Origin of the sequence: Streptomyces sp. NPDC006326, assembly GCF_040612915.1 — a bacterium.
GTDB lineage: Bacteria > Actinomycetota > Actinomycetes > Streptomycetales > Streptomycetaceae > Streptomyces.
In genome coordinates this window covers 1-16,628 of record NZ_JBEXRC010000057.1, presented here as the reverse complement: position 1 = coordinate 16,628, position 16,628 = coordinate 1, and the positions used below count along the sequence as shown (strand labels likewise).

Below are 16,628 nucleotides of genomic sequence, written 5' to 3'. Positions count from 1 at the left end.
GCCAGCTAGCGGAATGAATATTCATTCCGTGACATCGCGCAAGCCGGACCTCGCCCAGTTGCTCCTCGACGCGGCCATCACCCTCTTCGCCGAGCGGACCTACGAGGGCACCCAGATGCCCGCCGTGGCCCAGCGCGCCGGGGTCGGGGTGGGAAGCATCTACCGGTACTTCCCGAGCAAGGAAGCACTGGGGAACGCCGCCTTCCAGTACGCCAAGGGGGCCTTGCTCGCCGAGATGGCCGGGGCCCTCGCCGAGGGCGGTCCGGCCACCTCCACCCGTGAGGAGTTCGACCGCTTCTGGACCGGCCTCACCCGCTACGCCTCGGCCCACCTGGACGCGTTCGTCTTCCTGGAGCACCAGCAGCACGACACCTTCCTCGCCCCGGAGAGCCGTGAGCTCGCCGCCGAGATCGACCGTGTCGGCAGCGATTTCATCGAGCGCGGCCAGCGTGCCGGTGCCATCCGGGACGGAGACGCCCAGCACCTGATCGCGCTCGCCGTCGGGGCGTTCACGGGGCTGCTGCGGCAGCAGCGCCCCGACGGACTGTCCCGGCTCACCCCGCAGGCCCTCACCCGGGCGCAGGACGCCGTCTGGGACCTCCTGAGTCGAAAGGCCCCCGCATGACCTCCCCGAAGTCCGTTCTGATCACCGGCTGCTCGTCGGGCATGGGCAGGAGCACGGCGCTCGCCCTGCACCGGCTCGGCCACCGCGTGTACGCCACCGCCCGGCGGCCCGAGGCACTGGCCGCGCTGGCCGCCGAGGGCATCACGACGCTCGCCCTGGACGTGACCGACGAGGCCTCGATGGCCGCTGCCGTACGGCACGTCGAGGAGGCGCACGGCAGCGTGGACGTCCTGGTCAACAACGCCGCGTACGGACTGCACGTACCGGTCGAGGCCGCCACCGCCCGGGAGATCCGCGACCAGTTCGAGACGAACGTCTTCGGGCTCGTCCGGATGACCCAGCTGGTGCTGCCGGGCATGCGGCGGGCGGGGCGCGGCAGGATCGTCAACATCTCCTCGATGGGGGGCCGCTTCTCCCCGCCCGGCGGAGCCTTCTACCACGCGAGCAAGCACGCGGTCGAGGCGATCAGCGACTCCCTGCGCCTGGAGGTGGCCCCCTTCGGCATCGAGGTCACCGTGGTCCAGCCCGGGCCCACCATCACGGAGTTCGGCTCCACCGCCGTCTCCACCATGGGCGCGGAGGCCGACCCCGCCGACCCGTACGGCCGCTTCCGCGCCGAGCTGGCGGACATGTACGCCCGGCGCACCTTCCGCCGCCGCAACGGGGCCGTTCCGGCCGGGGCGGCCACGAAGGTGATCGTCCGGGCGGCGACCGTGCGCCGGCCGCGGGCGCGGTACGCGATCGGGGTGATGGCCCGCGCCACCATGCTGGCCCGGCGGGTCCTGCCGGACTCCGCCTTCGACGCCGTGATGCGGCTGAACTTCCCGCTGCCGTCCCCGCAGCCGGCCGCCACGTCGGCCCGCTGAGGCCCGCGGCCCCTCAGGGCCCGCGGAAGCTGTGCCTCGGGATGGGGGCCAAGGGGGTCGGGGAGAGGGAGGTCGTCTCCTCCCCGGCCTCCAGCAGGGTGTCGGCGGCGCCCACGATCAGCGGATCCGGCTCCCCCACCGCCGCCGGGTCCTTCCTGGCGTAGTCGAGCCGCCACAGCAGGCTGCGCATGGCCTCCAGCCGGGCCCGGCGCTTGTCGTTGCTCTTGACCACCGTCCACGGGGCGTGGGCGGTGTCGGTGGCCCGGAACATGTCCACCTTGGCGGTCGTGTAGTCGTCCCACCGGTCGAGGGAGGCCAGGTCGGTGGTGGACAGCTTCCACTGCCGTACGGGGTCCACCTGGCGGATGGCGAAACGGGTGCGCTGCTCGGAGCGGGAGACGGAGAACCAGAACTTGATCAGGTGGATCCCGTCCTCGACGAGCATGCGTTCGAAGAGGGGGCACTGGCGCAGGAACAGCTGGTACTGCTCCTCGGTACAGAATCCCATCACCCGCTCCACCCCGGCCCGGTTGTACCAGGACCGGTCGAAGAAGACGATTTCCCCGGGTGAGGGAAGGTGGGCCGTGTACCGCTGGAAATACCACTGCCCGGCTTCTCGTTCCGTGGGCTTGTCCAGGGCGACGATGCGCGCCCCGCGGGGGTTGAGGCGCTCGGTGAACCGCTGGATGGTGCCGCCCTTTCCGGCCGCGTCCCGGCCCTCGCACAGGACGGCCACGCGGGCCCCGGATTCCTTCACCCACCGCTGGAGCTTGAGCATCTCGATCTGCAGAATGCGCTTGGCCCGCTCGTATTCCGCGCGGCGCACCTTGCGGTCGTACGGATAGTTCTCGCGCCACGTCTGGATCGCCGCGCCCTCGGCGTCCAGCAGCACGGGCTGCTCGGGGCGGCTCGCGTCCACGCTGAGCCCCCGGAGCAGCTGCTGCTGCGCCTCGCCGTGCCTACCGTCGTTCACCGAGGGACCTCCCACGCGGTGCTTATACCCCCGCGCGGCCCGTCATGCCGCGGGCAGGTGAGGTACCTCCATCGCACGTACGCTGGAGCAGAGGCAGGCCCCACGCCGGGCCGCGGCACCCCGGCACACCCCCGCCGGTTCGCGGAAGGACGGCCCGGCAGCCGGCGGCCCACTTCGCGGCATTCACGGGTCCGTGCACCGGTGAATACGCGAACCGCGTGCGTGTGCGCATGCACGGAGCCTCACCTCGCGAAGTCCACAAAGAAATATTTCTCCGCCCAATATCGCGGCTTGACAGCCGGCTTTGGCCGGCGGAAAGCGGGGCCCCCATGGCTGAGCGGCTCAAAAAGTCCGGCCTGATCGGAGAGCTTTCGGCCGAATTCGCAGGCACGATGATCCTCATCCTCTTCGGCGTGGGCGTGGTGGCGCAGGTGGTCGCGGGCGGGGGACTCACCACCCCGCCGGGCGGCCTCGGGAACCACGACAGCATCGCGTGGGCGTGGGGCCTGGGCGTCACCCTGGGCGTCTACGTCGCCGCACGGCTCAGCGGCGCCCACCTCAATCCGGCCGTGACCCTGGCACTCGCGGCGTTCAAGGGATTCCCGTGGAGCCGGGTGGCCCCGTACGCCCTCGCCCAGACGGCGGGCGCCTTCGTCGCGGCCCTGCTGGTGCGCTGGAACTACAGCGAGGCGCTGGCCAAGTTCGACCCCACGCACACCATCAAGTCGCAGGGCGTGTTCTCCACCCTGCCGGCCAACGGCAATCCGAACCTCCCGGTCACCGAGTGGGGCGCCCTGCGCGACCAGGTCATCGGGACGGCGATCCTCATGCTGCTGATCCTGGCCGTCACGGACCTGTTCAACACGCCTCCCGGCGCCAACCTGGCCCCGTTCATCATCGGCCTGATCGTCGTGGCGATCGGTATGGCCTGGGGCACCGACGCCGGCTACGCGATCAACCCGGCCCGTGACTTCGGGCCCCGTCTGGCCAGCTTCATCACGGGGTACGGCGGTGCATGGCGAGATCAGTACGGCCACTTCTACTTCTGGGTGCCGATCGTCGGTCCCCTGGTCGGGGCCCTGGTCGGCGCAGCCGTGTACAAGTTCTTCGTCGGCAGGTACCTGCCGACGGCAGAGCCGGAACCGCCCGGACGCGTGCCGACCCCCGAAGGGGAAGAGGCCTGACCCGGCACCGGCCCACAGCATCCCCGGCGCTGCGTGGCGCCCGCGCAGCCCGTCCCAGCAGCCCATCCCACAGGAGAGGCGGGAACCGCCATGGCGGACTTCATCGGCGCGGTGGACCAGGGAACCACCAGCACCCGTTTCATGATCTTCGACCACTCCGGCAACGAGGTGGCCAAGCACCAGCTGGAGCACGAGCAGATACTCCCGCGCTCCGGATGGGTGGAGCACGACCCGGTGGAGATCTGGGAACGCACCAACTCGGTGATCCAGAACGCCCTCCGGCACGGGAACCTGGAGGCCGAGGACCTGGCGGCGATCGGCATCACCAACCAGCGCGAGACGACCGTCGTGTGGGACCCCCGCAACGGGCGCCCGTACTACAACGCGATCGTCTGGCAGGACACCCGTACCGACTCCATCGCCGCGGCGCTGGACCGCTCGGGGCAGGGCGACGTCATCCGCCGCAAGGCCGGCCTGCCGCCCGCCACGTACTTCTCCGGCGGGAAGATCCAGTGGATCCTGGAGAACGTCGACGGGGTCCGCGAGGCGGCGGAGGCCGGGAACGCCCTGTTCGGCAACACGGACTGCTGGGTGCTGTGGAACCTGACCGGCGGCCCGGACGGCGGGGTCCACGCCACGGACGTCACCAACGCCAGCCGCACGATGCTGATGAACCTGGAGACCCTCGACTGGGACGACGAGCTGCTGGGCTTCTTCGGCGTTCCGCGGGCGATGCTGCCCGCCATCCGGCCGTCCTCGCACCCCGAGGCCTTCGGGGCGACCCGTACGTCCCGGCCGCTGCGGAGCGCGATCCCGGTCACCGGGGTGCTGGGCGACCAGCAGGCGGCGACCGTCGGACAGGTCTGCTACGCGCCCGGGGAGGCGAAGAACACGTACGGCACCGGCAACTTCCTGGTGCTGAACACCGGGACCGAGCTGGTCCGCTCGCAGCACGGCCTGCTGACCACCGTCGCCTACCAGTTCGGCGACAGCCCGGCGATCTACGCCCTGGAGGGCTCCATCGCGGTCACCGGCTCCGCCGTCCAGTGGCTGCGCGACCAGATGAAGGTCATCGGTGACGCGGCGGAGAGCGAACGGCTGGCCCGCACCGTCGAGGACAACGGCGGGATGTACTTCGTCCCCGCCTTCTCGGGCCTGTTCGCCCCGTACTGGCGCTCCGACGCCCGCGGCGCGATCGTCGGCCTCGCCCGCTACAACACCAACGGGCATCTGGCGCGCGCCACTCTGGAGGCCATCTGCTACCAGAGCCGCGACGTCGTGGAGGCCATGGAACAGGACTCCGGCGTCCACCTCGACGTCCTCAAGGTCGACGGCGGTGTGACGGCGAACGACCTGTGCATGCAGATCCAGGCCGATGTCCTCGGCGTCCCGGTCAGCCGCCCGGTGGTGGCCGAGACCACCGCCCTGGGCGCCGCGTACGCGGCGGGGCTGGCCACCGGCTTCTGGCGGGACAGCGACGAACTGCGCACGCACTGGCAGGAATCCAAGCGCTGGGAGCCCAAGTGGACCGAGGAGCAGCGTGCGGAGGGGTACGCGGGCTGGAAGAAGGCCGTCGAACGGACGCTGAACTGGGCCGAGGTCGCCTGAGCACGACAGGGCCCGGGGCACGGCCCGGGCACCCCTCGGACACGGCCGGGCACGGCTCGGCCACGGGCACGGCAGAACCGCACGGAGCGAGGAAGGGCAGGCATGACGAAGAGGGAAGCACCGAAGGACAAGGCCGAGAAGCTCAAGGAGCGGGCCAAGCAGATACTCCAGGAGCTCAGGGAGGAGACGACGGAGCTCGACACGCGCCCGTCCGGCAGCGCCCCCGGGACCCGGACCCCCCGGACCCGAACTCAGGGGGCGGGCGGGGCCGGTCGGCCCGCCGGCGAAGCGCGGTGATCAAGCCGGAAACAGGTCCGGCGCCGACACCGGTGTCGGCGCCGGGCGCGGACACGCACGGGTGAAGGCGGTGCGTCGTCGCGGTTTCGGGATGCGGCGCGGCGGGTCTGGCCCAAGGATGAACTGGCGGGGATTGAAGCCCGTACCCCTGATCTCACCGAGGAGTTGTCCATGCCCGACGGCACGCCGCGCACTCTCCGCACCGATTTCGCCGCGGCCTCGGCCGCCGACGCCCCGCCCCGTGAGCGCAGGCGCACGGAGCCGGGCCGCTACGTCGCGGCCGGCGACTACTGGTTCCACCAGACGGGCGGCGTGCGCGCCGAGGGCCCGGGCCGCGGGTCCCCGACGGCCGTGTGCCGCCCCTGACCGACGGGGAATGCGCGGGCATCGGGCGGGTACGGGCCGGTTGCGGTCCCGCCGGGGCCGTACCGGGACACCGGGCCGGACACCCGAAGGGATCAGGACAGTGCACAGGGGCCGCCCGAAGGTCGTGGTCGTCACCGGAGCCAGCGCGGGCGTGGGGCGCGCGGTGGCCCGGGCGTTCGCCGCCCGCGGCGACCGGCTGGTGCTGATCGCCCGGGGCCGGGCCGGTCTCGAAGGTGCCGTGCGTGACGTCGAGGCGCTGGGCGCGACCGCCCTCGCGATCGAGGCGGACGTCGCCGACCCCGAGGCCGTCGAGGACGCCGCGCAGCGGGCCGAGGACGAGGCGGGGCCGATCGACGTCTGGGTCAACGACGCGTTCACCTCCGTGTTCGCCCCGTTCACCGAGATCGACCCGCAGGAGTTCCGGCGGGTCACCGAGGTCACGTACCTGGGGTACGTCTACGCCACCCGTGCGGCCCTGCGGCACATGCTGCCCCGCGACCACGGCACCCTCGTCCACGTGGGCTCGGCCATCGCCTACCGCGGCATCCCGCTGCAGAGCGCCTACAGCGGCGCCAAGCACGCCCTCCAGGGCTGGCACGAGGCGCTGCGGTGCGAGCTGCTCGCCTCGCACACCCGGGTCCGCACGACGATGGTCCAGCTGCCGGCCGTGAACACCCCGCAGTTCGACTGGGTGCTCTCCCGGCTGCCGAGGCGGGCCCGGCCCGTGCCGCCGGTCTACCAGCCCGAGCTCGCCGCCCGTGCGGTGGTGTACGCGGCCGACCACCCCGGCCGGCGTGAGTACCGGGTGGGCGGCAGCACGGCCCTGACGCTGCTCGCCAACGCGGTCGCGCCCGGGCTCCTCGACCGGTACCTCGCCAGGACGGGATTCGACTCCCAGCAGACCGACGAGCCGGCCCGTGCCGGTGAGCCGTCGAACCTCTGGGCACCGGCCGACGCACGCCGCGACCGCGGCGCGCACGGGCGTTTCGACGCCGGGGCACACGGGCGCAGCCTCCAGTGGTGGGCGAGCCGCCACCGTGCCGCTCTCACCGCCGGATCGCTCGCCGTGGCGGCGTTCGCCGCCGCGAGCGGCCTGCGGTCGGGGCGGGGCCCGGCACCGGACCTCGCCCACCCGGCGCGGCGGCGGCCCGCAGGCCGCTTTTAGGCCACCCGGGCGACCTCCAGGCGCCGCAGGTTTGCCCGGTCGGCGGCCGGGCAGCCGCCAGCCGACAGGTTCAGGGGGCAGGGACGGGGGGATCCGGAGAGGAGTCCGCGATGGAGGACCAGGGCGGCGCCGGTGGAGCGCCACTGCACGACGAGGGAGACAGCGAACGCCGCAGGCCCCATGTGAAGCCGTCCATCATGGACCGGCGCCGCAGGGAGCGCGAGTCTTCGTCGGACACGGCAGCCGACAAGCAGTCCGACGAAACGCGGCAGCACGAAGGGCCCGGGAAGCGCGGCACGCCGGCCGGCGATTGATGCGTCCGGCTCCGCGTCCGGCCGGCCGCCCGGTCCGCACGGCGGACCCGGGCGGCCGTGTCCGGGCCGTGCACCGGGGGGCGCGGCGCCGCCTCGCCCAGGCCGCGGTGACTGCGGTCGGCGTGTGGTGCACGACCGCGCTGTCCTGCACGGCTCCGGCCCCGGCGGGGCTGCCGCCCCGGTTGCCGCGGCCGGAGCTGGCGGCGGAGGTGACGGCCGCCCCGGCCGCCGCGCTCGCGACCACGTACCGGCCCGGCTGCCCGGTCGCACCCGACCGGCTGCGGTTGATCCGGATGAACCACTGGGGCTTCGACGGCACGCTCCACCGGGGCGAGATCCTCGTGCACGAGGACGCGGTCGGGCCCCTCCTCCACGTGTTCGGCAAGGCCTTCGAGGCCGGTTTTCCGATCCGCCGTATGCGGCCGACGGCGGAGTACGGCGGCGACGACCGGAGGTCGATGGCCGACGACAACACCTCCGCCTTCAACTGCCGCCAGGTGACCGGCGACCCCCGGCGCCTCTCGCGGCATGCGTACGGCATGGCCGTCGACATCAACCCCGTCGAGAACCCCTACGTGGACCGCCACGGCACCGCGCACCCCGCCGAGGGCGAGCCGTATCTGCGCCGCGACCGCGCGGAGCCGGGCATGGTCCGCCCGGGCGACGCCGTCACCCGGGCCTTCGAGGACGTGGGATGGGAGTGGGGAGGCCTCTGGCACCCCCCGGACTACCAGCACTTTTCCGCCGACGGAACGTAAGTCGTGTCGTCGAAGTCCCGTCTGGCGGGCGGCGCCGGGGTGCAGGATGGGCGGATGGACAGGGCGGAGCTGGAAGGACGGGCCCGCCGCCTGGCGGCGGCGGGCGGCCGGCGGATCCTGGGGATCGCGGGGGCGCCGGGCGCGGGCAAGTCCACGCTGGCCGCTCAGCTGGCGGACGGGCTGGGCCCGGAGCTGGCCGTGGTGGTGCCGATGGACGGGTTCCACCTCGCCCAGGCCGAGTTGGCACGCCTGGGCCGGGCCGACCGGAAGGGCGCGCCGGACACCTTCGACGCCGCCGGGTACACGGCGCTCCTGGGCCGGCTGCGCGCGTCGGGCGACTCCGACGGCGGCGCCGAGGCGGTCTACGCGCCTGCCTTCGACCGCTCGCTGGAGGAGCCGGTCGCCGGGAGCATCCGGGTCGATCCGTCCGTCCCCCTGGTGATCACCGAAGGGAACTACCTGCTGCACGACGCGGGGCCGTGGGCACGGGTCAGGGCGCTGCTCGACGAGGCGTGGTTCCTGGCCCCGGAGGACGGGCTGCGGGTGCGGCGGCTGGTCGAGCGCCATGTGCGCCACGGCAAGGAGGAGGCGTACGCGCGACGCTGGGTGGCGCGTTCGGACGAGGCGAACGCGCGCCTGGTCGCGCCGGGGCGCACGCGTGCGGACCTCGTCGTGGAGTGAGCGGATGCGGGCCACCGCATCGCCGCCGCGATCGAGGGCAGACGCCCGGCATGAACCACACCACCGACTTCGCTCCCTCCCACTGGATGCAGACCGTTCAGGTGCCGGCGCATCCGCCGCTGACCAACCCGGCCTCCGCGGACGTCGTCGTGATCGGCGGCGGCATCGCCGGGCTGAGCGCCGCGTGGGAGCTGGCGCGGTCGGGCCGTCATGTGACGGTGCTGGAGGCGGGACGGATCGCCGCGGGGGTCACGGGCCACACCACCGGGAAGCTGACCGCGCTGCACACGACCGTCTACGCGGAGCTGGGGCGCAGCGCCGGGCCGGAGGCCGCGCGGGACTACGCCCGCTCCCAGAGCGCGGCCCTGCGGCGGGTCCGCGAGGTGGCCGACACCCTGGGCGTGGACTGCGAGCTGGAGAGCCGTTCGGCGTACACGTACTGCGAGGAACCGGACGGGGTGGAGGAGCTGCGCGCCGAGGCGGAGGCCGCCCGGGCCGCCGGGCTGGAGGCCGACTTCGTCACCGACACGGGCCTGCCCTTCCGGGTGGCGGGCGCCGTACGCGTCCTCGGCCAGGCCCAGTTCCATCCCCGCAAGTACCTGCGGGCGCTGGCCGAGGACGTGATCGCGCAGGGCGGCGAGATCTACGAGCACACCCGCGTCGTCGACCTGGCGGAGGGCGAGCCCTGCCGGGTCACCACCGACGCGGGGGTGACCATGGTGGCCCGGGACGTCATCGTCGCCACGCACTACCCCGTGTTCGACCGGGCCCTGATGTTCACGAGGCTGACCCCGCACCGGGACCTGGTGGTGGCCGGGCCGATTCCGGCCGACCGCGACCCGGACGGCATGTACATCACCCGGGAGGACGGCAAACGCTCCGTGCGCACCGCCCCGTACGGCGACGGCCGCCGGCTGCTGATCGTGACCGGGGAGGTGTTCACTCCCGGTGACGGAGGGGTCGAGGACCGCTACCGGCGTCTGACGGGCTGGATGCGGGAGCGCTTCCCCGGCGTCCCCGTCACGCACCGCTGGGCGGCCCAGGACAACGCCGCGGTGGACACGGTGCCGCTCATCGGTCTCTTCCACCCCGGCAGCACCCACGTCTACGTGGCGACGGGTTTCGGCGGCTGGGGCATGAGCGGCGGTGTCCTGGCCGGGCAGCTGCTGCGGGCCCTCGTCGACGGTCAGCCGCCGGACTGGGCGGAACTGTACGACCCGCGCCGGATGGCCTCCGTTGCGCGGGCGGCACCCTCCTTCGCCAAGACCCAGTGGCAGGTCGGGAAGCACTTCGTGGGAGACCGGCTCGCGGCGCTGTCTGCGGGCGCCCTCTCGGAGGCGGACGGGCTGCCGCCGGGCCGGGCGGCCGTCGTCGACGTGCGGGGGCGTCCGTGCGCGGTCCACCGCGACGACGAAGGCCGGCTGCACGCGGTGTCCGCCACCTGCACGCACCTGGGGTGCCTCGTCTCCTTCAACGATGCGGAACGCACCTGGGAGTGCCCCTGCCACGGGTCGCGCTTCGGGATCGACGGCGAGGTGCTGCAGGGTCCCGCGCTGCGTCCCCTGGACCGGCCCGACATCAACGGGGAGGAGTGGCAGTGGCCCGAGAAGCCCTGACGCCCGAGAAGCGCTGACGTCCGGGCTGCCTGGCCTCCGGGCAGCCCTGACGGCGGGCGTCACTCATCGCGCAGCACCCGCACGCTCCTGACCTCGGTGTCCACGGCATCGGGGACGACCATGCCGGCGTCCACTCCGGTGCGCAGGTACGTCAGCACGTCGGTGGTGAGGCGCTCGCCCGGCAGGGCCGCCGGAATGCCCGGCGGGTACGGGGTCAGCATCTCGGCGGCGATCCGGCCGTCCGCCTTCTCCCACGGGACCTGTTCGGTGCGCCCGAAGAACGCGTCCCGCGGCAGCCGGCCCTGCTCCAGCCGCAGCCGCGACGGCGGCGGGATGCTCACCCGCTGCTCCGTGCGGAGCTCGTCGCGGTGTGCCACGAGGTCCCGCAGTGCGGTGAGCAGGGTGTCCGCGGTGTCCTTGTCGTCGGCGTGGGTCAGCTGCGCGCTGATGCGGCGGTGGTCGGAGACGTGGAGGTTGATCCGGTGCCGCTCGCGCAGCCAGTCGGCGGCGCGGTAGCCGGTGGTGCCGAGGCCGGTGATGTCGACGATGACCTGGAGGGGGTCCATGTCGCCGGCGCGGCCGGGTCCGCAGAAGTCGTCCCGGTCGTGGACGTGCAGGCCGTCGAGCGCTTCGATGCGTGCGCGGACGGTGCGGGCGAGTGCCAGGGCGTCGTCGTACAGGGTGCGGCCGTGCTCGGCCATCTGCCGCCGCCAGCCGTCGAGGCCGGCGTAGATCAGTACGGAGGGGCTGGTGGTGCCGAGCAGGTCGGCGCGGCTCCTGAGCACCTCCGGCTTCACCAGATCGCCCTGGAGGTGGAACACCGAGCCCTGTTCGAGCCCGGATCCCATCTTGTGCACGGAGGTCACGCACACGTCGGCGCCCGCGTCCATCGCCCAGGTCGGCAGCCCCGGATGGAAGGGCAGGTGCGCTCCCCAGGCCTCGTCCACGATCAGCGGCGCCCCACGGCGGTGGCACACCTCGGCGATGGCGGCGAGGTCCGAGCAGGTCCCGTACGGGGTGGGGCTGGTCACCAGCGCCCCGCGGGCCTCGGGCTCGGCTTCGAAGGCGGCCTCGAACGCCTCGGGGGACGGCGGGTGGGCGAGGTGGAGCCGGGGGTCCCACTCCGGGTCGACCCAGACGGGCTCGATGCCGGACAGGATGAGCCCGGCGACGACGCTCTTGTGGGCGTCGCGGCCGACGATCAGCTTCTCGTGCGGCCCCGCCACCGAGAGCATGGCCGCCTTCACGGACAGGGAGCTGCCGCAGGTGGAGAAGAAGGCGTGGTCGGCGCCCACGGCGTCCGCCATCAGCTCCTCGGCCTCACGGACGATGCCGTGGGAGGAAGTCCGGTCGTCCAGGCCGCTGGTGGCCAGGACGTCCGAGTGGTAGACGGCGTCACCGAGGACGGCCCGTACGCGGGGGTCGGCTCCGCGGGCCTGTTTGTGTCCGGGCGGGGTGAACGGTGTCTGGCCCTGCGCGTGGTAATCCGCCAGGGCTTCGAGTACGGGGGCCTTCGACTGGTCCATGGGGTGGCGCCTGCCCGGTTCCCCACGGGAGAAACCGCGGTCCGCTCCCCGTCACCTTCCCGGGGAGTCCGAGGGTGGGCCGCCGCAGGCGGGGTAAGCGAGCCGGTGGTCAACGGCACTACGGCCGAGGTGAGGTGAGGACATTGGCGGTCAAGGCAGTGGGCTGGGCCCGTTCGTTTCCGGTTTCCGAGGGCGTGAGAGCGGCCCGGCAGTGGACCGCCGACCATCTGGCCTCCCTGCCATGGAACGGCGAGGCCTCGGACACCGCCCATGCGGTCCTGGTCAGTGTCTCGGAGCTGGTCACCAACGCCCATCTGCACGCGGCCACCACCGCCCATCTGGTGCTGACCTGGGACGGTACCTGCCTGCACGTGAGCGTGGCCGACGCCGACCCGCGCCTGCCGCGTCCGCGGAAGGCCGATGCCGACCCGGGCGCCGGGTCCGGCCGGGGGCTGGGCATCGTCGACGTCCTGGCGGATTCCATGGACGTGCACGCGTGTCACGGCGGCAAGGCGGTGACCGCCTGCTTCCGCCCCGGGGGTCAACCCGGCCCGCACGCCGGCTGACGGGCGTGCGGGCACCGGGACATCAGACGTGCAGGGCGTCCTGGACGCTCGGGTACAGGGAGAGGACCGTATCGGCTCCGGTGAGCGCGAACAGCCGGCGCAACTGCTCCCCGGGGGCGGCGATGCGCAGGGCGGTGAGGCGGTGCAGCCGTAGGAGCAGGTTGAGGAACGAGGAGTCGCCGAAGGTGATGGCCGCGGCGTCCAGCACCACCAGCCGGTACCGGTCGGCGGCCGCGGAGAGGGCGGCCTCCAGCGGGGCCAGCGTGTCCTGGTCCAGTTCTCCGCGGGCCGCGACCACCCAGCCGGAACCCGCCGGATAGCTGTCGCGGACCACGCCTTCCTGATGCGCGTCCTCTGCTCCGGTCATGCTGCCTCCCCGGATCGTCACATGTGCGGCCTCCACTGGGGAGTATGCCCGTTCGCGCTGTGGATCACGACGCCCTTGTGTGGGAGCGGCAGCTCTGGGCACAAGCGGGTCCGGCAGCCATCAGTCAATGGGAGGGAACGGCCACCATGCTTCGTACGGCCGCAGTTGCAAGCCCCGTTCGCGCGACCGATGTGCAGGTACCGGTATCGGCCCGGCCCGTGGGAGGGGAGCCCGCGCAGGACGTGGAGCTGCCGCAGTTGGCGAACGCGCGGGAGATCGCGCCTGCCGACGCCCGAGAACTGTCGCGGCAGTTCTTCGGCAGGCTGCGGGTGCTGGAGGAGGGCACGCGCGAGTACCAGTACGCCCGCAACACCCTGATCGAGATGAACCTCTCCCTCGTGCAGTTCGCCGCACGCCGCTTCCGGGCCCGCGCCGCGGGCGGCGGGCTGGACATGGACGACATCATCCAGGTGGGCACCATCGGCCTGATCAAGGCCATCGACCGGTACGACCCCGAGCGCGAGGTGGAGTTCTCCACCCTCGCGCTCCCCTACATCACCGGCGAGATCAAGCGGTACTTCCGCGACACCACCTGGGCCGTCCACGTCCCCCGCCGCCTGCAGGAACTGCGCTCCGAACTCGCCAAGGCCCAGGAGTCGCTCACCGACACGCTGGGCCGCGCCCCGACGGTCAAGGAGGTCGCGCGGTACCTCGAACTGTCCGAGGACGAGGTCATAGACGGCCTGGTCGCGGCCAACGGTTACACCAGCGGCTCCCTGGACACCGCCACGGAGGCCGAGGAAGCCGCGGGATCCGGCCGGCCGACGCGTCCGCTCAGCGACAAGCTCGGCGAACCGGACGCGGCGATGGAGCTGTTCGAGGACTTCCACACCCTCGCCCCCCTGCTGGAGCAACTCGACGCCCGGGACCGGCTGATCCTCGGCATGCGGTTCGGCCAGGAGATGACGCAGGCGGAGATCGGCGCCGAACTCGGCATCTCCCAGATGCAGGTCTCGCGGCTGCTGTCGCGGATGCTGGGCCGGCTCCGGGCCGGCATGCTCGCGTCGTAACGGCGAAGCGCGGCACGACAACCGTATGAGACCCCCGGTCGCCTACACTGTCACGGGCGTGCGCAGGTCACTCGAAGACGCAGAAACGCCGGGGGTGAGAGACCACTGTGAAGACCAGCGGGCCGGATACCGGCGATCCACTGCGTGCAGGACCTCCCGTGCCGGGCCAGCGGCGGCGCCTCGCGCTGGCCGGTGTGCGGGGCCAGGTGGGCAAGGGCCGTGATTTCACCCGCCAGGCGCTGCGCGACTGGGGCTGGTACGGGAACGAGACGGCCGAGGACACCCTGCTCGTCGTCTCCGAGCTGCTGACCAATGCCGGTCTGCACGCGGACGGCTGCCTCGAACTCGTCCTGACCGCCGGTGACTCGCTGCGGATCGAAGTGCTCGACGGCACGGCGGACCTGCCGCGCCGTCACCCCTCGCCCCAGCGGGGCCTGCCCGGCGGCCATGGTCTGTACATCATCGAGCGGCTCTCCGACCGTTGGGGCACCGACCCCCGGCCGCCGGGCAAGGTGGTCTGGGCGGAGTTCGAGTCCTCCCGTCTGGTCTCGGGCAGGCCTGCGCGGCCCTGAGGCCCCGTCGGCCGCCCGCGTACGCTCTTCACCCTCGCCCGCGGAGCTTCATTTCCGCGGAAGGGGGCAGGCGCGCGGCATGACCTCGAATCTGCTCACGTCCCTGGCCCTGGCCCCCGCCCCCGGGCCGGCCTGGCTGCACCTGCTGGTGATGGCGTTCGCCCTGCTGGTCCTGCTGCACAGCCTGGCCCGACACCGGTAGCGGGGGGCCGGCCCAGCTCCTAGGCGGCCGCCTGAGCGGCGACCTGAGGGTGGCGGACGAGCTCCGCCTGCCCGAAGAGGAGGGCCCAGCCGTCGGGGAGCCGGCCCAGGATGCGGGCCAGGAGTTCGGGCCCCGCGAGACGGGCCACCACGGTGAGGACGGCCCCCGTTTCCCAGCGGGTGGTCGCGGGTGTGGCGCCGGTCCGGCCTGCGAGATCCTTCACGAAGCCCCAGCCGGTGAGCTGCCGGGTGTCGGGGATCTGGCCGGTGAAGGCGAGGGCGGCCTCCCTCGGCAGCCGGGCCGCGAGGTCGACGCGTTCATCCCCGGTGATCTGGCGCCCCAGGGCCGCCAGGACGTTCCCGACGGCCTCCGCGGCCCGTTCACGCGTCGGGTAGGCGCCCTCGTAGCGCACGGTCTCCAGCATCTGTTCGTACGTCATGTCCGGGGCCTGCTGGAGCGTTTCAGGCGGGGGGAACATGGGTGCTGCATGCCTTTCTCCTCGAAGGGACTGCCGGACCACGGGGCCGTCGGCCCGGCCGCGCCGCGCGCGGTGTGCCGTCGCACGGGGTACGGGGGGCGGCCTGCGCTCAGCCGCTGATCTCCTTGTGTGCGGCGCCGGTGCCGATGGCGATCCTCCGGGGCTTGGCACGCTCGGACACCGGGATGCGCAGGGTCAGGACGCCTGCGTCGTAGTCGGCGCGGATGTTCTCGGTGTCGAGGGTGTCGGCGAGGGTGATCTGGCGGGAGAAGACACCGAGCGGGCGCTCGGAGAACTCCATGGCAACGTCGTCGGCCCCGGCCGCCGGGCGGCGCTCCGCCTTCACGGTGAGCGTGTTCCGTTCGACGCTGACGTCGATGGCGTCGGCCGCCACCCCCGGCAGGTCGAAGGCGATCACATACTCCTCGCCCTCGCGGTACGCGTCCATCGGCATCGCCGCCGGCCTGGACCAGGTGCCGGGTGACCCCGTCAGCTGCTGGGTGAGCCGGTCGAGCTCGCGGAACGGGTCGGTGCGCATCAGCATTCGCGAAACACCTCCGGTTGGTTCAGGCAGTACCTGCCCATGCGCTTCAACGTGCCTCCGTTGTAACATGTCATCCAGTCGATGACAAGAAAGACGTCATCTGGAGGATGACATCTGCGAACGGAGACCGAGATGCCCCCGGCCCACCGCCCCACGGATCCGCAGGCCGAGCCCGAGGCCGGGCCTGCAGCAGGATCCGGCCCGGCTTCCTTCCTGGCGGCCGCTTCCGCCCTGCAGGCCATCGACCAAGCCGTGCGCGCCGCCCAGGAGGCCGAGCCGACGCCCGGCAGGGCCGAGGGCGGCCCGCACCCGGCGCTCGCCTCGCTGTTGCTGCTGCGCGAGGTCCGCGAGCGGCTCGCCGGATGGGAGGCCGGGCTGATCGAGACCGCCCGAGACGCGGGGGCCAGCTGGGCCGACCTCGCCGCGCCGCTCGGGGTGGCCAGCCGGCAGGCCGCCGAACGCCGCTACCTGCGCCTGCGTCCCGGTCCCGCCGACTCGACCGGCGAACAGCGGGTGCAGGCCGTACGCGACCGGCGGGCCGCCGACCGTTCGGTGGCCGCCTGGGCCCGGGAGAACGCGGCGGCCCTGCGGCAGCTGGCCGGTCAGGTCACCGCGCTGACCGACCTGCCCGCGGGAGCCGAGCAGCGACTCGGCGACCTCAACGAGGCGCTCGGCCACCACGACCCGGCCCGCCTCGTCGCCCCGCTGACGGCCACACGGGACGACCTCCATCCGGCCCACGGCGACCTGGCGGAACGCGTCGCGGCGATCAGCCGGCACACCCGCCGGCTCCGCGACCGCAGCAACCGGCGCCGCGACCCCCGGCGCCACGACCCCTCAGGCGAGGGGG

21 protein-coding genes are annotated in these 16,628 nt (G+C 72.9%); 16 read left to right on the top strand and 5 right to left on the bottom strand.

Annotation, left to right across the window (positions count from 1 at the left end; all coding sequences use genetic code 11):
• Positions 1–28 precede the first annotated feature (28 nt).
• Together ABZ128_RS31270 and ABZ128_RS31265 are read left to right on the top strand one after the other, a co-directional pair.
• Positions 29–625 (top strand): TetR/AcrR family transcriptional regulator, encoded by a 597-nt coding sequence (locus tag ABZ128_RS31270; protein ID WP_356852728.1) that lies wholly within the window; start codon positions 29–31, stop codon positions 623–625.
• The gene (locus ABZ128_RS31265) at positions 622–1,491 is read left to right on the top strand and encodes an SDR family NAD(P)-dependent oxidoreductase (RefSeq protein ID WP_356852726.1); all 870 of its coding nucleotides are present in this window, start codon (positions 622–624) and stop codon (positions 1,489–1,491) included. The genes ABZ128_RS31270 and ABZ128_RS31265 overlap by 4 nt, the downstream gene beginning before the upstream one ends.
• Before the next feature lie 13 nt (positions 1,492–1,504).
• On the opposite strand, the gene ppk2 is transcribed toward ABZ128_RS31265, so the two are convergent.
• Complete coding sequence (gene ppk2 / locus ABZ128_RS31260; RefSeq protein ID WP_356852724.1) at positions 1,505–2,464, bottom strand: polyphosphate kinase 2; 960 nt, start codon at positions 2,462–2,464, stop codon at positions 1,505–1,507.
• Between the two features lie 329 nt (positions 2,465–2,793).
• On the opposite strand from ppk2, the gene ABZ128_RS31255 reads away from it, so the two are divergent.
• The 9 genes from ABZ128_RS31255 to ABZ128_RS31215 all read left to right on the top strand — a co-directional run bounded on the left by ABZ128_RS31255 (position 2,794) and on the right by ABZ128_RS31215 (position 10,453).
• Positions 2,794–3,648, top strand: a complete 855-nt coding sequence (locus tag ABZ128_RS31255; RefSeq protein ID WP_356852722.1) for an MIP/aquaporin family protein — start codon at positions 2,794–2,796, stop codon at positions 3,646–3,648.
• A gap of 90 nt (positions 3,649–3,738) precedes the next feature.
• On the top strand, positions 3,739–5,256 hold the full coding sequence (glpK, locus tag ABZ128_RS31250; protein ID WP_356852721.1) for a glycerol kinase GlpK: 1,518 nt from the start codon (positions 3,739–3,741) through the stop codon (positions 5,254–5,256).
• A 102-nt stretch (positions 5,257–5,358) separates the two neighbouring features.
• A complete protein-coding gene (locus ABZ128_RS31245; protein ID WP_356852719.1) occupies positions 5,359–5,553 on the top strand; it encodes a hypothetical protein in 195 nt (64 codons plus the stop codon).
• Positions 5,554–5,724: 171 nt separating this feature from the next.
• The gene (locus ABZ128_RS31240; protein WP_356852718.1) at positions 5,725–5,919 is read left to right on the top strand and encodes a hypothetical protein; all 195 of its coding nucleotides are present in this window, start codon (positions 5,725–5,727) and stop codon (positions 5,917–5,919) included.
• Between the two features lie 91 nt (positions 5,920–6,010).
• Positions 6,011–7,084: an SDR family oxidoreductase gene (locus ABZ128_RS31235; RefSeq protein WP_356852766.1), complete on the top strand. Its 1,074-nt coding sequence runs from the start codon at positions 6,011–6,013 to the stop codon at positions 7,082–7,084.
• A gap of 110 nt (positions 7,085–7,194) precedes the next feature.
• Positions 7,195–7,398, top strand: coding sequence for a hypothetical protein (locus ABZ128_RS31230; protein WP_356852717.1), 204 nt, complete (start codon positions 7,195–7,197; stop codon positions 7,396–7,398).
• A 107-nt stretch (positions 7,399–7,505) separates the two neighbouring features.
• Positions 7,506–8,156 carry a M15 family metallopeptidase gene (locus tag ABZ128_RS31225; protein WP_356852715.1) on the top strand — a complete coding sequence of 217 codons (651 nt, stop codon included), beginning with the start codon at positions 7,506–7,508 and terminating at the stop codon, positions 8,154–8,156.
• A gap of 54 nt (positions 8,157–8,210) precedes the next feature.
• Positions 8,211–8,837, top strand: a complete 627-nt coding sequence (locus ABZ128_RS31220) for a nucleoside/nucleotide kinase family protein (RefSeq protein ID WP_356852714.1) — start codon at positions 8,211–8,213, stop codon at positions 8,835–8,837.
• Positions 8,838–8,923: 86 nt separating this feature from the next.
• A complete protein-coding gene (locus ABZ128_RS31215) occupies positions 8,924–10,453 on the top strand; it encodes an FAD-dependent oxidoreductase (protein WP_356852765.1) in 1,530 nt (509 codons plus the stop codon).
• A 59-nt stretch (positions 10,454–10,512) separates the two neighbouring features.
• On the opposite strand, the gene ABZ128_RS31210 is transcribed toward ABZ128_RS31215, so the two are convergent.
• Entirely contained in the window at positions 10,513–11,979 is a 1,467-nt protein-coding gene (locus ABZ128_RS31210) for a DegT/DnrJ/EryC1/StrS family aminotransferase (protein WP_356852712.1), read from the bottom strand.
• A gap of 194 nt (positions 11,980–12,173) precedes the next feature.
• Between ABZ128_RS31210 and ABZ128_RS31205 the strand changes: the two genes are divergently transcribed.
• Complete coding sequence (locus ABZ128_RS31205; protein WP_356852711.1) at positions 12,174–12,545, top strand: ATP-binding protein; 372 nt, start codon at positions 12,174–12,176, stop codon at positions 12,543–12,545.
• 22 nt (positions 12,546–12,567) lie between these two features.
• On the opposite strand, the gene ABZ128_RS31200 is transcribed toward ABZ128_RS31205, so the two are convergent.
• Positions 12,568–12,912: an STAS domain-containing protein gene (locus ABZ128_RS31200; protein ID WP_356852709.1), complete on the bottom strand. Its 345-nt coding sequence runs from the start codon at positions 12,910–12,912 to the stop codon at positions 12,568–12,570.
• A 146-nt stretch (positions 12,913–13,058) separates the two neighbouring features.
• Here ABZ128_RS31200 and ABZ128_RS31195 point away from each other — a divergent pair, with 146 nt between their 5' ends.
• The 3 genes from ABZ128_RS31195 (at position 13,059) to ABZ128_RS31185 (ending at position 14,756) form a co-directional block, all read left to right on the top strand.
• Positions 13,059–13,982 carry a SigB/SigF/SigG family RNA polymerase sigma factor gene (locus ABZ128_RS31195; protein WP_356852707.1) on the top strand — a complete coding sequence of 308 codons (924 nt, stop codon included), beginning with the start codon at positions 13,059–13,061 and terminating at the stop codon, positions 13,980–13,982.
• 158 nt (positions 13,983–14,140) lie between these two features.
• A complete protein-coding gene (locus ABZ128_RS31190; RefSeq protein WP_356852705.1) occupies positions 14,141–14,554 on the top strand; it encodes an ATP-binding protein in 414 nt (137 codons plus the stop codon).
• A 79-nt stretch (positions 14,555–14,633) separates the two neighbouring features.
• The gene (locus ABZ128_RS31185; protein ID WP_356852704.1) at positions 14,634–14,756 is read left to right on the top strand and encodes a hypothetical protein; all 123 of its coding nucleotides are present in this window, start codon (positions 14,634–14,636) and stop codon (positions 14,754–14,756) included.
• Between the two features lie 19 nt (positions 14,757–14,775).
• Here the strand turns inward: ABZ128_RS31185 and ABZ128_RS31180 are convergent, their stop codons facing one another.
• Both ABZ128_RS31180 and ABZ128_RS31175 read right to left on the bottom strand, forming a co-directional pair.
• A complete protein-coding gene (locus ABZ128_RS31180) occupies positions 14,776–15,234 on the bottom strand; it encodes a DUF2267 domain-containing protein (protein ID WP_356852703.1) in 459 nt (152 codons plus the stop codon).
• 109 nt (positions 15,235–15,343) lie between these two features.
• Entirely contained in the window at positions 15,344–15,778 is a 435-nt protein-coding gene (locus ABZ128_RS31175) for an Hsp20/alpha crystallin family protein (RefSeq protein ID WP_356852701.1), read from the bottom strand.
• A gap of 132 nt (positions 15,779–15,910) precedes the next feature.
• Between ABZ128_RS31175 and ABZ128_RS31170 the strand changes: the two genes are divergently transcribed.
• A partial coding sequence (locus ABZ128_RS31170; RefSeq protein ID WP_356852699.1) for a hypothetical protein occupies positions 15,911–16,628 on the top strand: 718 nt, incomplete at its 3' end.

What these genes read in the sequence shown, in the direction of transcription:
- ABZ128_RS31265 (WP_356852726.1), top strand. Translation starts at nt 622, where the DNA reads ATGACCTCCCCGAAGTCCGTTCTGATCACCGGCTGCTCGTCGGGCATG.
- ABZ128_RS31255 (WP_356852722.1), top strand. Translation starts at nt 2,794, where the DNA reads ATGGCTGAGCGGCTCAAAAAGTCCGGCCTGATCGGAGAGCTTTCGGCC.
- glpK (WP_356852721.1), top strand. Translation starts at nt 3,739, where the DNA reads ATGGCGGACTTCATCGGCGCGGTGGACCAGGGAACCACCAGCACCCGT.
- ABZ128_RS31245 (WP_356852719.1), top strand. Translation starts at nt 5,359, where the DNA reads ATGACGAAGAGGGAAGCACCGAAGGACAAGGCCGAGAAGCTCAAGGAG.
- ABZ128_RS31240 (WP_356852718.1), top strand. Translation starts at nt 5,725, where the DNA reads ATGCCCGACGGCACGCCGCGCACTCTCCGCACCGATTTCGCCGCGGCC.
- ABZ128_RS31230 (WP_356852717.1), top strand. Translation starts at nt 7,195, where the DNA reads ATGGAGGACCAGGGCGGCGCCGGTGGAGCGCCACTGCACGACGAGGGA.
- ABZ128_RS31220 (WP_356852714.1), top strand. Translation starts at nt 8,211, where the DNA reads ATGGACAGGGCGGAGCTGGAAGGACGGGCCCGCCGCCTGGCGGCGGCG.
- ABZ128_RS31215 (WP_356852765.1), top strand. Translation starts at nt 8,924, where the DNA reads ATGCAGACCGTTCAGGTGCCGGCGCATCCGCCGCTGACCAACCCGGCC.
- ABZ128_RS31210 (WP_356852712.1), bottom strand. Translation starts at nt 11,979, where the DNA reads ATGGACCAGTCGAAGGCCCCCGTACTCGAAGCCCTGGCGGATTACCAC.
- ABZ128_RS31200 (WP_356852709.1), bottom strand. Translation starts at nt 12,912, where the DNA reads ATGACCGGAGCAGAGGACGCGCATCAGGAAGGCGTGGTCCGCGACAGC.
- ABZ128_RS31195 (WP_356852707.1), top strand. Translation starts at nt 13,059, where the DNA reads ATGCTTCGTACGGCCGCAGTTGCAAGCCCCGTTCGCGCGACCGATGTG.
- ABZ128_RS31185 (WP_356852704.1), top strand. Translation starts at nt 14,634, where the DNA reads ATGACCTCGAATCTGCTCACGTCCCTGGCCCTGGCCCCCGCCCCCGGG.
- ABZ128_RS31180 (WP_356852703.1), bottom strand. Translation starts at nt 15,234, where the DNA reads ATGTTCCCCCCGCCTGAAACGCTCCAGCAGGCCCCGGACATGACGTAC.
- ABZ128_RS31175 (WP_356852701.1), bottom strand. Translation starts at nt 15,778, where the DNA reads ATGCTGATGCGCACCGACCCGTTCCGCGAGCTCGACCGGCTCACCCAG.